The sequence below is a fragment of the Myxococcus qinghaiensis genome (genome assembly GCF_024198215.1).
In the GTDB taxonomy this organism is placed as follows: Bacteria; Myxococcota; Myxococcia; order Myxococcales; family Myxococcaceae; genus Myxococcus; species Myxococcus qinghaiensis.
On record NZ_JAKCFA010000013.1, the window covers coordinates 1 to 14,134 of the forward strand.

At 70.4% G+C, this 14,134-nt stretch carries 13 protein-coding genes; 4 read left to right on the forward strand and 9 right to left on the reverse strand.

Annotated features, from left to right (window positions below; all coding sequences use genetic code 11):
- Positions 1–140: 140 nt before the first annotated feature.
- The 3 genes from LZ199_RS24110 to LZ199_RS24120 form a co-directional block, all read right to left on the reverse strand.
- Complete coding sequence (locus LZ199_RS24110; RefSeq protein ID WP_253996095.1) at positions 141–959, reverse strand: helix-turn-helix domain-containing protein; 819 nt, start codon at positions 957–959, stop codon at positions 141–143.
- Between the two features lie 5 nt (positions 960–964).
- On the reverse strand, positions 965–3,106 hold the full coding sequence (locus tag LZ199_RS24115; protein WP_253996096.1) for a cation:proton antiporter domain-containing protein: 2,142 nt from the start codon (positions 3,104–3,106) through the stop codon (positions 965–967).
- A 131-nt stretch (positions 3,107–3,237) separates the two neighbouring features.
- On the reverse strand, positions 3,238–3,606 hold the full coding sequence (locus LZ199_RS24120) for a response regulator (protein ID WP_253996097.1): 369 nt from the start codon (positions 3,604–3,606) through the stop codon (positions 3,238–3,240).
- A 664-nt stretch (positions 3,607–4,270) separates the two neighbouring features.
- Here LZ199_RS24120 and LZ199_RS24125 point away from each other — a divergent pair.
- Positions 4,271–4,972 carry a ferritin-like domain-containing protein gene (locus LZ199_RS24125; RefSeq protein WP_253996098.1) on the forward strand — a complete coding sequence of 234 codons (702 nt, stop codon included), beginning with the start codon at positions 4,271–4,273 and terminating at the stop codon, positions 4,970–4,972.
- Between the two features lie 13 nt (positions 4,973–4,985).
- Positions 4,986–5,711 carry a ferritin-like domain-containing protein gene (locus LZ199_RS24130; RefSeq protein WP_253996099.1) on the forward strand — a complete coding sequence of 242 codons (726 nt, stop codon included), beginning with the start codon at positions 4,986–4,988 and terminating at the stop codon, positions 5,709–5,711.
- A 60-nt stretch (positions 5,712–5,771) separates the two neighbouring features.
- Here LZ199_RS24130 and LZ199_RS24135 read toward each other — a convergent pair whose 3' ends face one another.
- The 4 genes from LZ199_RS24135 to LZ199_RS24150 form a co-directional block, all read right to left on the reverse strand.
- A complete protein-coding gene (locus LZ199_RS24135; RefSeq protein WP_253996100.1) occupies positions 5,772–6,383 on the reverse strand; it encodes a TIGR02265 family protein in 612 nt (203 codons plus the stop codon).
- A 272-nt stretch (positions 6,384–6,655) separates the two neighbouring features.
- Positions 6,656–7,816, reverse strand: coding sequence for a pyridoxal-phosphate-dependent aminotransferase family protein (locus tag LZ199_RS24140; protein ID WP_253996101.1), 1,161 nt, complete (start codon positions 7,814–7,816; stop codon positions 6,656–6,658).
- An 82-nt stretch (positions 7,817–7,898) separates the two neighbouring features.
- A complete protein-coding gene (locus LZ199_RS24145; protein ID WP_253996102.1) occupies positions 7,899–9,194 on the reverse strand; it encodes a M20/M25/M40 family metallo-hydrolase in 1,296 nt (431 codons plus the stop codon).
- A gap of 112 nt (positions 9,195–9,306) precedes the next feature.
- Positions 9,307–10,218, reverse strand: coding sequence for a zinc metalloprotease (locus tag LZ199_RS24150; RefSeq protein WP_253996103.1), 912 nt, complete (start codon positions 10,216–10,218; stop codon positions 9,307–9,309).
- A 159-nt stretch (positions 10,219–10,377) separates the two neighbouring features.
- Between LZ199_RS24150 and LZ199_RS24155 the strand changes: the two genes are divergently transcribed.
- Positions 10,378–10,557 (forward strand): hypothetical protein, encoded by a 180-nt coding sequence (locus tag LZ199_RS24155; protein ID WP_253996104.1) that lies wholly within the window; start codon positions 10,378–10,380, stop codon positions 10,555–10,557.
- A 52-nt stretch (positions 10,558–10,609) separates the two neighbouring features.
- A complete protein-coding gene (locus tag LZ199_RS24160) occupies positions 10,610–11,572 on the forward strand; it encodes an ATP-grasp domain-containing protein (protein ID WP_253996105.1) in 963 nt (320 codons plus the stop codon).
- Here LZ199_RS24160 and LZ199_RS24165 read toward each other — a convergent pair.
- Together LZ199_RS24165 and LZ199_RS24170 are read right to left on the reverse strand one after the other, a co-directional pair.
- Entirely contained in the window at positions 11,558–11,743 is a 186-nt protein-coding gene (locus LZ199_RS24165) for a hypothetical protein (RefSeq protein WP_253996106.1), read from the reverse strand. The two genes, LZ199_RS24160 and LZ199_RS24165, sit on opposite strands and share 15 nt — an antisense overlap.
- Positions 11,740–13,959, reverse strand: a complete 2,220-nt coding sequence (locus LZ199_RS24170; protein WP_253996107.1) for a peptidase domain-containing ABC transporter — start codon at positions 13,957–13,959, stop codon at positions 11,740–11,742. The genes LZ199_RS24165 and LZ199_RS24170 overlap by 4 nt, the downstream gene beginning before the upstream one ends.
- Positions 13,960–14,134: the final 175 nt, after the last annotated feature.

Sequence of the window (14,134 nt, forward strand, 5' to 3'; positions counted from 1 at the left end):
CCAACGCGGCGCCCTGGACGGCCTGAGCCAGCCCCATGTAGCGATCTCCAAGAGCGAGATCGCCACACCCTCAACCAGCTTGGTAGCCCCATGCAAGGGCTACCTAACTGATCAGCATTGCGACTAGCGGAGGCCTTGAGTCAGCGCAGCGCTTCCATTTCCTCCAGCACGGCGAGCACCTGTCCGGGCTGCCGGGCCTCGTCGAGCCTCGCCGCCAGCCCGCGCGCCGCCAGCCGGGCCACGTGGGCCATGCGCGTGAGCCGCACGCGGCCGCGCTCGCCGTCCACCGCCGCCACCACCAGCCGCAGCGGCCGGCCGTCCGGGGTGTCCACCTGGAGGCCCTTCGCCAGCGTCACCAGCGCGGCCACCGGCGCCGCGCCCTGGAGGAAGACGTGGGGCACGGCGACTTCGCCGCCCACCGCGCACGAGGACTCGTCATCCCGCTGGCGCAGCCGCTCCGCCAGTCGCGCCGCGTCCATGCCGGGCAGCGTCGCGGCCAGCCGTCCCGCCACCACGTCCAGCACGTCCTCCCAGCCGCCGCAGGAGAGCTGGAGCACCACCCGCTCCGGCGCCAGCAGCGGCGCCAGCGCCGGCACCGGCGCGTCGGACAGGCCGCCCCTCACGGGGAACTCCACGTCCAGGAAGTCGCGCACCCGGGCCAGCTGTGACCCCGACAGGCGCCGCCGTGCCAGCTCCAGGAAGAGCGTCCCGGCGCCCGGCACGTCCTCCAGGTACTCGGACACGTACGGGCTCATCCGGTTCGCCACGTCCATCAGCAGCGCGGGCGGCACGTCCAGCTCGCGAGCAATCGCCGTCAGCCGCTCCGCCGTGGGCGGCGCGTCCACGCCGTGCTCCACCCGGCTGAGGTACGCGCTCGACACGCCGATGCGGCGGGCCATGTCCCTCAAGGACAGGCCCGCGTCCACCCGCAGCAGTCGCAGCGTCGCGCCCAGGTGCATGACGCTCAGCTCCTCGAAGCCACCGCGCGAGCGGCGGCCTGGGACGCGGCGGCGGCCTCCACCACGGGCTCCGACTCGTGCACCACCAGCAGCGAGCCCGGGGCGTCGCGGACGATGCGCTCGCGCTGCAGACCGAACACCCGGTCCTCCAGGCCCCACGGCGCGCCCACGCCCACCACCACCAGGTCGTGGCCTCCGTGGCGAGCCTCCTCCAGCGCGGCCTCCTCGGGCGACGCGTGCTGCACCACCTTCAGCCGCACGCCCGAGCCCTCCTCCGCCGGGAACAGCTCGTCCACCTGCGCGCGCGCGCCGTTGCTCTCCCGCGACGTCACGTGCAGCACCGTGATTTCCGCGCCGGACTGCCGCATCAGCCGCCGCGCCAGCTTCAGCGCCGCGCGGTCATGCCGGCTGCCGATGAAGGGCACCAACACCTTCTTGATGTCCGACAGGCCCCGGTCCACCAGCACCGCCACGGTGCCGGACGCGGCCTGCATCACCTCGTGCACCGTGCCGCCCAGCACCGTCTGGCTGAACAGCGGCTTGTGCCAGCCCAGCAGCACCAGGTCCGCGTGCTTCGCCTCCGCCGTGCGGCAGATGTCCTGCGCGGGCTCCGTGGACACGAAGGACAGGGGCCTCACCGCCAGCCCCAGGCTCTTGGCCCGACCCAGCAGCGGCGCGAGCGCGCCATCCCCCTCCGGCTCGTGCTCCGAGGCTCGGGGCTCCGACTCCGTGCGCAGCGACACGCGCTCCGGATGCACCAGGTGCAGCGCGTGCAACTGCGCGCCCTCTCCCCCGGACAGCGCCTTGGCGAGGCTGGCCATGCCGGGGCCCGCCTGCTGGTGGGAGACGCACATCAACACCGTGTAGGGCGTCGAGCCGGCGGGAGCGGGCGGGTCCATCACCAGCCTGTCCCGGGCCAGCTCCTCCGTCGGATAGAACAGCTGCAGGAGCGGCGTGGTCATGAACGTCGTCACCAGCGCCATCAGCACCATCATCGTGAAGAGCGTGGGCGAGATGACGCCCAGGTCCAGGCCCAGGTTGAGGACGATGAGCTCCATCAGGCCGCGCGTGTTCATCAGGATGCCGATGGCCCCCGCCTCGCGCCACCGCATGCCCGTCAGCCGCGCCGCCACCGCGCTGCCGCCGAACTTGCCCACGCAGGCCAGCAGGATGATGGCGCCACACGTGAGCCACGCCTCGGGCGTGTTGAGCAGACCAATCTGGGTGCGCAGGCCGCTGAAGGCGAAGAAGACGGGCAACAGCAGCACCACCGCCACGTCCTCCAGCTTCTCCGAGAGCGCCTCCGCCAGACCGCCCTCCTTGGGGATGACGGCGCCGAAGAGGAAGGCCCCGAAGAGGGCGTGGATGCCGATGAGCTCCGTGGCCCACGCGGACGCCAGCAGCAACAGCAGCGTGCCCGCCACCACGTTCTGCGTCAGGCCCTCGCGGCTGGCCACCCGGGCGCCCAGGCGCGCGAGGAAGGGCCGCACCGCCAGCAGCATGAAGGCGATGTAGCCCATGGCGAACGCCGTGGTGAGCCCCGCCTGCGCCAGGTTCGAGGCGCGGACGATGGACACCACGAAGGCCAGCAGGCACCACGCCGTGACGTCGTCCACCGCCGCGCAGGTAATCGCGATGGCGCCGATGCGCGACTGCAGGAGGCCGCGCTCGGTGAGGATGCGCGCGAGCACCGGGAAGGCGGTGATGCTCATCGCCACGCCCATGAAGAGCACGAACGACGAGAAGGGCACGCTCGGGTCGGAGAAGTCCTTGTACAGCCACAGCGCGGCCGCCACCGCGCCCAGCGCGAAGGGCACGACGATGCTGGTGTGACTGATGGCCACCGACGCGTGGCCTCGGCCCTTCAGGAGCTTGGGGTCCAGCTCCAGGCCAATCAGGAACATGAACAGCACCAGGCCCACCTGGCTGAGCATCTTCAGCACGGGCAGCGAGTCGGTGGGGAACAGCGCGTTCATCAGGTCCGGCGCCAGCCACCCGAGCAGCGAGGGGCCCAGGACGATGCCCGCCACCACCTCCGCGATGACCAGCGGCTGGCCCAACCAGCGCGTTCCACGCCCAATCAGTCTCGACACGCCGATGATGACGATGAGCTGCATCATGAGCAGCGTGAGCGCGTTGGTGTGCATCTGACCTCCGTCGAAGCTTGCGTGTTAAGTGGGCACTTACCAGCCCCCCTCGCGAAGCGTCAAACGGGCATTGCGCCTGGCTGCCCTGGGTGTGCCGGCATGTCGGAGAGCGGGCAGACGTCGCGAGCGCTTCAGGACGCCTGGTGCTTGCGGACGGCGTCCAGCAGCGTGTCCACGTCCACGGGCTTGCGCAGGTGTCCGCACGCGCCAATCTCTTCGGCGACCTGGCGGGCGTTGGCGGACGCGGAGAAGACGAGCACGGGGATGTCGCGCCACTCTGGCACCTGGCGCATGGCGCGGGCGAAGCCGGCGCCATCCAGGACGGGCATCATCATGTCGAGCAGCACCAGGATGGGGAGCTCGCGGGTGGCGCCGAGCACGTCCAGCGCGTGCTTTCCGTTGCTGGCGCCCATCACCTCGTAGCCCGCGTCGCGCAGGACTTCCTCCAGCGCCTCGCGCAGGTCCGCGTCGTCATCCACCACCAGCAACGGCCCAGTCACTCACTCGCCTCCTTGTCGCGGCAACCCGCCCGCGCCCGCTTGCACGCGCCCAGCAGGCCCCGTGCGACGCGCCACACCCGGACTTCTTCCGTCGAGCGTCGAGACTAGCGCGCGCTCCCGACGCTGGCGTCATTCCTCTCTCGTGAAACAGCCGCCGTGTCCCATGCCCGTTTCGTTCGGGCCGTGGGGTTGTTGAGCACTGGCCAATATGCGGCTCGGCGCGGGATTGCATCTCTGGATTCCAGGGAGCGACGGGTGGATTGAGACTCGCGATGTCTCAAGCTCCGTGATTTCGAGCGGAGCGACGGAGGAGGCGAGCGCTCCTGCTGGTGCTCGCGTCACGGTGGAGGGCCCCCAGCCCCTCGCCGCCCCCACATGCCCTGGAGTCACTCCCGGACGCCCGTGACGCGACAGTGTCCAGGTGCCACCCCGTCCCACTCCAGCATCCTGGAGCGGACTCCAATCCATTGACACGGTCCACCGACGAACGGGGGCCCGCCCCGGAGACCTAAGGGCCTCGCGCCGTGTGTCACGCGGACGCCGCCGTCGGCGATTCCACCGCGCGCCGGAAAATCCCCCTCCACACCTTCGGCGTATGCGCCCGTGCCGGGCTTCAGGGGGCGCCCGGCATCCACCACTTCCGACCGCCTCCTCGGATGGACCCATGACCGAAGAACTCTCTCGCCGTGCCGCTCTGAGACGCGCCACGGCCGCCGCGAGCCTTGGCCTCGCCACGGGCCTGCTCACCCGCGCCACTCCCGCCCTGGCCCTGTCACCCCAGGATGACCTCGCGCCCCTCAAGGCGCTGCTCACCGCTGAACGCAACGCCATCAAGACCTACGACGCCGCGGTCAGCGTGCTCGACACCGCCACCCCGACCGACCCGCTCTTCCCGTTCCAGGGCATCGTCAAGGCCATCGCCCTGCACTTCCGCCAGCAACACACCGAGCACGCCGAAAGACTCGCGCGCTACATCACCCGCCTGGCCGGCGTCGACGACGTGGGCGAGGGCACCGCGCAAGTCCCCGCGGACTTCGTGCCTGGCATCAAGAACGTCATCGACCTGGCCACCAACGCGGAGAAGGCCGCCGCCATCGGCTACACCGACGCGCAGAAGTCCCTCGTGCTCGCGGACAACGCGGAATTGGCCGCCGCCATCGGCGCGGTGGAGTCCCAGCACTTCGTCGTCCTCAACCTGGCCGCGAGCGGCTTCGTCACGCCCCCCGCCTCCACCGTCAACCAGCCCGCCGACGCGCTCGCCCCCGTGGCGGCCCGGTTCGTCCCCAGGTCCTTCGCCATCACCGTCGACGGCGCACCCGGCCTCGACGACGAGACGGACCTGCCCTTCTACGACGTCACACGGTGAGGAGCCCCACCCCATGAAGACCCAGAACCACCCCGACTCCGTCCTCGCCCGCCGCCAGCTCCTCCAGGTCCTCGCCGCCGCGACGGCCGCCTCCACGCTCCCCGCCTGCGAGGCCCTGGAGCGCTCCGACTCCCAACACCAGCTCGGCCCCATCGACCGCGCCCGCGAGGCCAGCGCCCTCAACACCCTGCTCGTCGCCGAGTACACCCTCCTCGACGCCTACGCCCAAAGCGCCGTCATCCTCACCGACGCGCGCGACGCCCCCTGGCGCCCCCAGGAGGAAAGGGATTTGGCCGCGCTCGCGCTCGCGCTCGCCACCGAGTTCCAGCAGGACCACGAAGCCCACGCCGCCCTGCTGTCGACCACCGTGACGAACCTGGGAGGCACCGCCGTCCGCGAGGACGACGCCCGGTTCACCCCGCCGCCTGGCTTCCGCCCCTCCGTCGGCAACGTCCTCAAGCTCGCCGCCAACGAGGAGCGCCGCGCCGCGATTGCACTCAACCGCGTCCTCAAGGGCCTCCAGACACCCGAGCACCGCTTCATCCTCGCCTCCATCGAAGGCGTGGACACGCAGCACTTCATGGTGCTCAAGGCGCTCATCGATGCCCTGGTGGACGTCACCCCGGCCCTGGACACGGCGCGGGTGGTGCCCCAGCCCTTCGTCTCCTCCACCGAGAGCCTCGGCGGCGGCAGCGGACTGGAAGCCCTGCCTCTCCTCGCCGTCAACGACGCGAACTGACGCCCTCGGCCTCCCACACGCGGCGCGCCCAGCTCACGGGCCGCCGCGGCGGACTCCCTGCTACCGCCAGGACAGCTCGTATTCGCTGTCCAGCAACGCCACCTGCCGGCCGCTCACCCGCACGTCGCGCGCGCCCACCGCCTCCAGCGCGCCGCGCAGCACGCCCTCGTGGTACGCGGCCGGCATGAAGTCGCGGCGCATGATGAAGCGCGCGCTGCGCTCACCCGTCCACAAGGGGTACCGCTCGCCGTAGCTCACCGCCATGCGGTACGCGTCACCCAGCGAGTCGAGCAACATGCGAGGACTGCCCGCGGCCTCCGCCAGCAGCTGCCGGCCGAACAGCGACGCCAGGAAGTCATTCGTCGCCTGCGAGCCCATCCGGCCCAGCACGCTCTCGAAGCCGTTGAGCTGCGGGCCCAGCAGCCGCGCCGCCGTGGACACCATCCGCAGGTAGCGCGACACCGAGTACAGGTGGAACGGGTTGATTTCCCACACCCCCGCCACGCCCTTGCACCGCGCCACCGCGCCGTCACCGCCCAGGTACGCGATGACGTGCAGGGAGCCCTGGAAGAACATGCCCCGCGCCTGGTCCTCGTCCGTCGCCGCCAAGCGGCGCTGCTCCAGCTCCCACGCCGCCCCGCCGCCACTGCTCGCTTCCGTACCTACGTACATGGTCGTCTCCCCCGAGGGGACTCGCACTGCCTCGACTCAGGGGACACGTCCGGCGTTTCCGATGGATTTTCAGATTTCGCCGGCTTCCCCCCACTTCCTAGATGCCAACCCTCTCATACTTTTCTACCCCTGTCGAATGATTCCAGCACGCCCCAGGGTCCGTGGAAGGGTTCATCCACCACACGAACCCCTTGGATTTCGGGCACATTTCACTCCCAGGACCCGAGAGGACACGCCGCGTCCAGGGTGCGGGGGACCCAGGGAGTGCGGGCTTATCGAGCGGTGAGAGAGGCCTCGGCGGCGGCGAGGCCCGCACCGGGCTCACAGCGATATCCCGCAGCGAGCAGGGCGCGCTCCACGGCCCCCACGGTGGTCAGCAAGTCCGCGGGGCCCACGCGGTTCATGTGGCCCACGCGGAAGTAGCGCGTCTTGAGGTCGGGGTGGAGTCCACCGGCCACCACCACGCCCTCCGCCTTCACGCGGCCCACCAGCGACGCGTCCACGCCGTCCGGGTAGTACACAGCGCTCAGCGTGTTCGCCGTCACCGCCTCGGACACCGGCAGCATGCGCAGGCCCAGCCCCCGCCACGCGGCACGGAAGGCGCGCGCCAGGCGCTGGTGCCGGGCGAAGCGGGCCTCCAGTCCCTCGGCGAGAATCTGCCCCAGGCTCACGTCCAGCGCGCACACGAGGTTGACGGGCGGCGTGGCGAAGTAGGCCGGCTTGCCCGCCTCGTACGCCTCCATGATGGGCAGCCACTCCGCCCAGTCGGAGTACACGCTGGCCACCGGCACGCGGCGCTTCCGCCACGCCTCCAGCGCGCGCGGCCCCACGGTGAGCAGCGCCAGCCCCGGCGGCACGCCCACCGCCTTCTGGCTCGCGGTGAGGTACACGTCCGCGCCCCACGCGTCCTGGTGGAACGCCTCGCCCGCCGTGGCGCACACGCCGTCCACCACCGACAGCACGCCCAATTCGCGCGCCACCCGCGACAGGCCCTCCACGGGCGTCAGCACGCCGGTGGACGTGTCCACGTGCGTGACAGTCATCACCTTGAAGCCGCCGCGCTTCAGCTGTGCCTCCACCTCCTCCACCGTCGGCGCGTCACCGGGAGGAGCGCGCACGTGCGTCACCTTCGCGCCATGCCGCTCCAGGATTTTCGCCATCCGGTCACTGAAGTAACCCGTGTTCACCACCAGGGCGGCGTCACCGGGCTCCACCAGGTTGGCCACCGCCAGCTCCATGGCGAGCGTGCCGGAGCCGGAGACGACGAAGGGCTGCGCGCCGGGGGCGAGGCTCACCTCGCGCAGCCGCTTCAGCGCGCGGCCGAAGATGGCGATGAAGGCCGGGTCCGTGTGGCCATAGGAGGGAGCGCCGAGCGCCTGGAGCACCTCCTGCTCGAACTCCACCGGCCCCGGAATCATCAGCAAATCTCTCACGGCGTCACCGCTCCTCGGCAGCGCTCCGGCCCGACGCGGGCCGAAGCTGTGGATGTCCCACTGTAACCCTGGCCTGGCCCGCTCACAGCCGCTCGAGCAGTTCGCGGAGGATGGAGAAGCCCTGGCGGAAGTCCTGGAGGTGCGCCTGCTCGTTGGGCGCGTGGTAGTACTTCATCTCTCCGAAACCCGTGATTTGCACGTCGCAGCCCTGACGCTGCAGGTCCCTCACCAGCGGCAGCGAGCCGGTGAGCGAGAAGGGCTGCGCGTCCACGCCCCGCACCTGCTTCATCGCGTCCTTCAGCGCCTGGAGGCCCGGCGAGTCCAGCTTGCAGGCGATGCCCTCGGTGCCTCCTCCCTCGAAGCGCAGCGACAGCGTGCCGCGCCGGCCGTCCGCGGTGCGCGTGCGCGGGAAGCCCGGCGGCACGTCGTCGCGCTCCAGCCGCGCGTCCAGCGCCTTCATGAAGTCCTCGGTGGCCCGCCGCACCTCGGCCAAATCGTGGAACGGCGTGAGGCGGATGTCGCCGCGCACGGTGACGTCCGAGGGAATCTTCGTCTCCTTGGCGTTGGCGGCCTCCACCACCGTGGACTTGAGGCTGGAGGTGGCCAGGAAGCCCCAGCGCTTCTCGTCGTCGGAGGGCGGGTAGCGCGCATGGAACCAGCGCGACAGCTCCAGCGACGCGGCCATGGCCAGCTCCAGCGCGTTGACGCAGTTCTGCGGCATGCCCGAGTGGCCGCCCACGCCCGTGACTTTCAGCGACCACAGGCTGATGCCCGCGGTGCCCAGCGTGGGGCCGAAGTTCGCGCTGTCCAGCCAGTACACCGGCTGCCCGGCCAGGTCCTTGAGCCGCCCCTGCTCCGCGACGTAGCCCAGGCCCAGGCCCGGCAAATCGGACGACTCCTCGTTGGCGATGAGCACCACCTTCAGCGTGCGGCGCGGACGCACGCCCGACTCCGCGAGCTGCGCGAGCAGGTCCGTCGCCACCGCGACATGGCCCAGGCAGTCCGTGACGCCGCGTCCGTAGAGCAGCCCGTCCGGGCCCTCGTGCAGTTGGAAGGGGCTGTGCTCCCAGCCCTCGGCCTGCTGGTCCGCGGGGACGACGTCGAAGTGCGCGCCGACGAAGCCCACCGCGCCTTCGCCCGTGCCCTTCACGGTGAGCACCAGGCTGGGGCGGGACTCGTTGCCGGCGGAGGCCAGGGACTCGGCCTGGATGAAGCCGCTGGCGATGTGCGGCCCCAGCGTGTCCAGCACCACCTGCGCGGCGAGCCGCTCTTCTGGCACCAGCCCCGCGCCCGGGTTGTTCTGCAGCTTGGGCGTCAGGGCGATGAGTCGCCGGAGCACATCCAGGAAACGGGCCTCACGGAGGGCGAGCGCTTGCATGGGCGCGGATTGGAGCCCAGGTCTCCGGAGGAAGTCACTGAAAACGACGACGCCGGAGCGTGATGAGCGCCCCGGCGTCGCGACTTCGTCAACGGCTGTCCAACACCCCGCTTCAGCGGTAGGTGAGGGCCTGCGAGTCCATGCGGGCCGACTGGCCGGCGGTGAACGTGTTCATGCAGGAGTCGTCGGTGTAGTCCATGAAGTTGGTGATGGGGTCGTTGCCCGTGGAGGAGCAGGTGTTGCGGCCCGTGGGGCAGCCGTACGCGGGAGAGGCCTCCGCCGGCGTGTCGCTGACCGAGTCACCCGAGCCGGAGCAGCCGCCCTGGAACGTGTGGTACAGGCCCAGCCAGTGGCCGACCTCGTGCGTGCCCGTGTCGCCCAGGTTGTACGGCGACGCGCTGCCGCCGGGGACGCTGGAGTACAGAATCACCACGCCGTCCATCGTCGGGTTGCTGGCGTAGCTGGAGGGGAACGTCGCCCAGCCCAGCAGGCCGCCGCTCAGGTTCGCGCTGTAGATGTTGAGCGCGTTCTTGCCGCCCTTGCGCAGCGCCGTCTTCATGGCGCGCTCGGCCGACGAGCCGGAGGCCAGATTGTACCAGGTGGTGTTGGTGGTGCGGTCCGTCGCCGTCAGCGTGAACTTGAACGGCGTGTTCGCGTACGCGGCGTTCAGCACGTTCATCTGGTTGGTAATCATGGCGGCGGTGATGTCGCCGTTCGCCACGCCCGTGCCCTTGTTGATGACATGGAAGTAGGTGGGGATGGTCACCGAGCCATTCGCGCGCGCGAAGTCAGACACCGCGCGCTCCATGGCGAAGCGGCCTTCCATCTCCGCCATCTCCTCGGCGGACGGATTCACGCCACAGCCACGGGCGTTGAGCACCTGCTGCGTGGGCTGCTCCTCCGTCGCGGGAGGCGTGGGCTCGCCCTGCGCCTCCGGAGGAGCGTTGGAACAGCCGGACAGCGCGGCGATGGTGCCGACGAGAACCGCGAAACGGCCGCCACGACGAGCAACGATACGAGACATTCCCGACTCCTCGGAAAATGCGGGGGAACCGGGATATTTATGAATGATTCCCCTTACGTCAAACGGGTCAGGAGAGCCCCTCCCTGTCGGACAAGCCATGTCTGGGTTGAAGTGGCGTCTTGCCGCGCGGCGACACACTCTTCGACGCAGGAGGCCGACATGAAACAACGTGAAACACTGGGGCGCAGGGCGAAAGCTTCACGCGGGCTGTTCGTGAAGGACCTGGTGCCCACACGGGAGCAGGCCAAGCCGGGTCCGAAGAAGCCCAAGCCCGGACAGATAACGACGATGGCGGTGGGCGAGGAGACGAAGGACGGAGACCCGGGCACGCGCGATTGACGCGGTGCATGGTGCTGGCGGCCCTGCGGGGCATCTGGTTCGCTCTCAAACCATGATGCCAGCGGCGGGGACAGGCGGGGTGGTGTTGGTGGGCTCGCGCGAGGACGCGCACGTCCAGGAGATGGCGCGGCGCCTGGGCGCGGAGGGCGTGGACAGCGCCATCGTCGACACGCTGGCCTTCCCCGACGAGACGCGGATATCGCTCACGGAGGCGTTGGACGGAATCCTCGTGGACGGGCGCGCCGTGGGGCGTCCCGCCGCCGTGTATCTGCGCGGCCTGCACGCGCACCCGCTGGCCTTCATGGTGGATGCCGAGGAGGCCATGACGGAGGACTGGCGCACCACGCTCACCGCGTTCCGTGAGAAGGCCGCGCTGCTGCTGGGGCTCATCGGGCGGTGGGAGCGGCTGGGCGTGCCGCTGTACAACCCGCCCTCCGCGGACTGGGTGCTGCACAAGCCGGCGCAGCTCGCGGCGCTCAAGGGCGCGGGGCTGCCGGTGCCTCGGACGCTGTGGACGAATGACGCGGAGGCGGTGCGCCGCTTCGCCGCGAACGGGCGCGTGGCCTACAAGCCCATCCTGGGGGGCGCCGCCACTCGGGAGCTGCTGCCGGAGGACCTCACGGAGGAGAGGCTCGCCGCGCTGGCCGCCGCGCCGGTGACGTTCCAGGAGCTGCTGCCCGGCGAGGACCTGCGTGTGTACGTGCTGGATGGCGAGGTCATCGCCTCCCTGCGCATCGTCACGTCCGCGCTCGACTTCCGGCAGAACGAGGAGCGGATGGAGCAGGTGGTGCTGCCGGCGGAGGTGGCTCGACAGTGCGTGAGGGCGTGCGAGGTGTTGGGCCTGAGGTGGACGGGGTTGGACTTGAAGCGCGGCCTGGATGGGGAGCTCAAGTTCCTGGAGCTGAACGGCTCGCCCATGTTCCTGGGGTTCGACGCGGGCGCGGGGACGGACGTGGCGGGACACCTCACGCGGACGCTGGTCCGGCATGCGCGGCGCGCTTCATCGCCACAGTGACGCGAGCACCGTGCGGGTTGCGAGCCACGCCAGTGCGCCAAGCACCACGACGAGCACGGCGGTGAACAGCAGCACCCGGTGCGGACGCGGGTGCATCACCGCGCGCAGCTCGTCCGTCATCACGGGTTCCTCGTCGACGTCGTCCACGTCATGGCCGGGCTCGGGCTTCATCGCTGCTCCATCTGGTTCTCGACGAGCGCGCGGTAGCGGCCGTTCGGCAGGACCACCAGCTCGTCGTGGGTGCCCTCCTCGACGACGCGGCCCTTGTCGAGCACGACAATCTTGTCCGCGCGGCGCACGGTGGACAGCCGGTGGGCCACGACGACGAGCGTGCGCCCCGCCGCCTCGCGCTGGAGGGCCTCGGTAATCGCGCGCTCCAGCGCCGCGTCCAGGTGGCTGGTGGCCTCGTCGAGGAACATCACGCGCGGCTGCCGGTAGATGGCGCGCGCGAGCTGGAGCCGCTGCTCCTCGCCTCCGGACAGCCGCACGCCCGCCTCGCCAATCCGCGTCTTCAGGCCGTTGGGCAGCGCGAGCAATTCGTCCAGGCACGCGGTGCGCGCGGCGTGCAGCAGGCGCTCCGGGTCCGGGGCCTCGTCCCCCAGCGCGATGTTCTCCGCCAACGTGCCGTCAAAGATGTCCGTCTTTTGGAAGACGAAGGCCACCGAGCGGCGCAGCGCCGTCGGCTCGAACGTCTCCAGGGGCTGGCCGTCGTAGAGGACGCGGCCCTGCTCGGGGCGATAGAGGCCGTAGAGCACCTGGGTGAGCGTCGTCTTGCCCGCGCCCGAGCGGCCGACAATCGCCGTCATCTTCCCCGCCGGCAGGGTGAAGCTCACGTTGTCCAGCACGGGCCGCTCGTTGGGCGAGCCATAGCGGAAGGTGACGCCCTCCAGTCGGAGCTCGGGGGCCTGGGTGAGCGCGCCGGTGACGGGGGCGGTGTCGTCGCGCAGCTCGGGCTGGGACTCGTAGACGATGTCCACGCGGCGCAGGGAGATGACGACGTCCTGGAGCTGGTGGATGAACATCACCAGGTTCTGCATCGGCGCAAGCGCGAGGCCGAGGATGGCGAGCGTGGCGACCATCTGCCCCAGCGTGAGCTGGCCCTGGAGCACGAGGTGGGCCTCGTAGACGAGGATGCCCACGTACATGGACTGGTTGACGAGCTGCGCGCCGGAGGTGTGGACGGTGTCATGCAGCCAGATGCGGCGCGCGGCCTCGGCCTCGCGGGCCTGGAGCTTCTCCCAGCGGGTGCGCACCTGGCGCTCGGCGCCGCAGGCCTTGAGCGTCTGGATGCCGCCGAGCATCTGCAATTCCAGCCGGCTCGCCTCGGCTGCCACCCGGAAGCGCTGGTGGTCCAGCACGGTGCGCCGGGGCATGAGCACCAGCGTCCACAGCGAGTACAGCGTCGCGCAGGCGGCGAAGATGCCGAACACGGTGGCGTCGTAGAGGAAGAGCACGACGCCGTAGCCCACGAGCATCACCAGGTCGAGCAACACGGACACCGAAGCGCCCTGGAGGACGCGGCGGATGCGCTGGTGGTCCTCGATGCGCTTGAGCAAATCACCGCGGTGGCGCCGGGCGAAGAACGTCACGGGCAGGGACAGCAGACGCTTCCAGAACCGCGCGAGCAGGAGGGCGGAGAAGCCTCGGGACAACAGGAAGAGCCCCGCGCCGCGAGCAATCGCGACGGCGATTTGAGCAACGAGCAGCACACCGAGGCCCACGCCAATGGCCGTGAGCAGGGACACGTTCCGGCCGCCCACCGCCTTGTCGACGAGCCCCTGGATGAGCAGGGGCTGCGCGAGCGCCAGTGCCTGGAGGAGCACGGTGGTGACGAACACCTGGAACAACAGCAGGCGGTAGCGCAGCAGCCCCCGGCCGAAGCGGCTCAGCGCACCGAGACGACGTGAAGGGACGGTGGCGACAGGAAGCGGCGCGGGACGAAAGAGCGCGTCGGTGGGCTCCAGCGAGAGGAGGATGCCGTCCCAGTACTCACCGAGCTTCGCGCGAGGGATGCGTCGGAGTCCCTGGGCGGGGTCTCCGATGACGGCCTCCTTGGGAGTGACGGAGTAGAGGACGACGAAGTGGTTGTCCTCCCAGTGGGCGATGCCGGGGAGGAGCGCCTGGCCTTCTTCGTCCTCCAACTCGGAGGGGTCCTCGACATGGAAGGCGCGGACCTTGAAGCCCACCTGCTCGGCGGCGCTGGCGAGGTCCGGCAGCGACGTGCCCACCACCTGCACGTGCGCGAGTTCCTTGAGCGCGGCGAGCGAGTGCGTGGCGCCGTGGTACGCGGAGACCATCTCCAGACACGCGGGGCCACAGTCAGCCTCCTCAAGCTGGTGGCGCAGGGGATACCGTTCCAGGGCGACGGCGAGCCGGGAGCGAGGCACACCGGAATCGCTATCACGGAGCGCGGTGTGCAACCAGCCACCGTCCGGAACGACGCAGGAAGACCTGCCCTCATCAGACCCGCATGCCACGCCGAAGGCGCGCAAGTGTGCATTCAGGTTTGGTTCGCGGTGCGCCCAGACTCATGACCCTGCTGGCATTACGGGCGCACCAGGC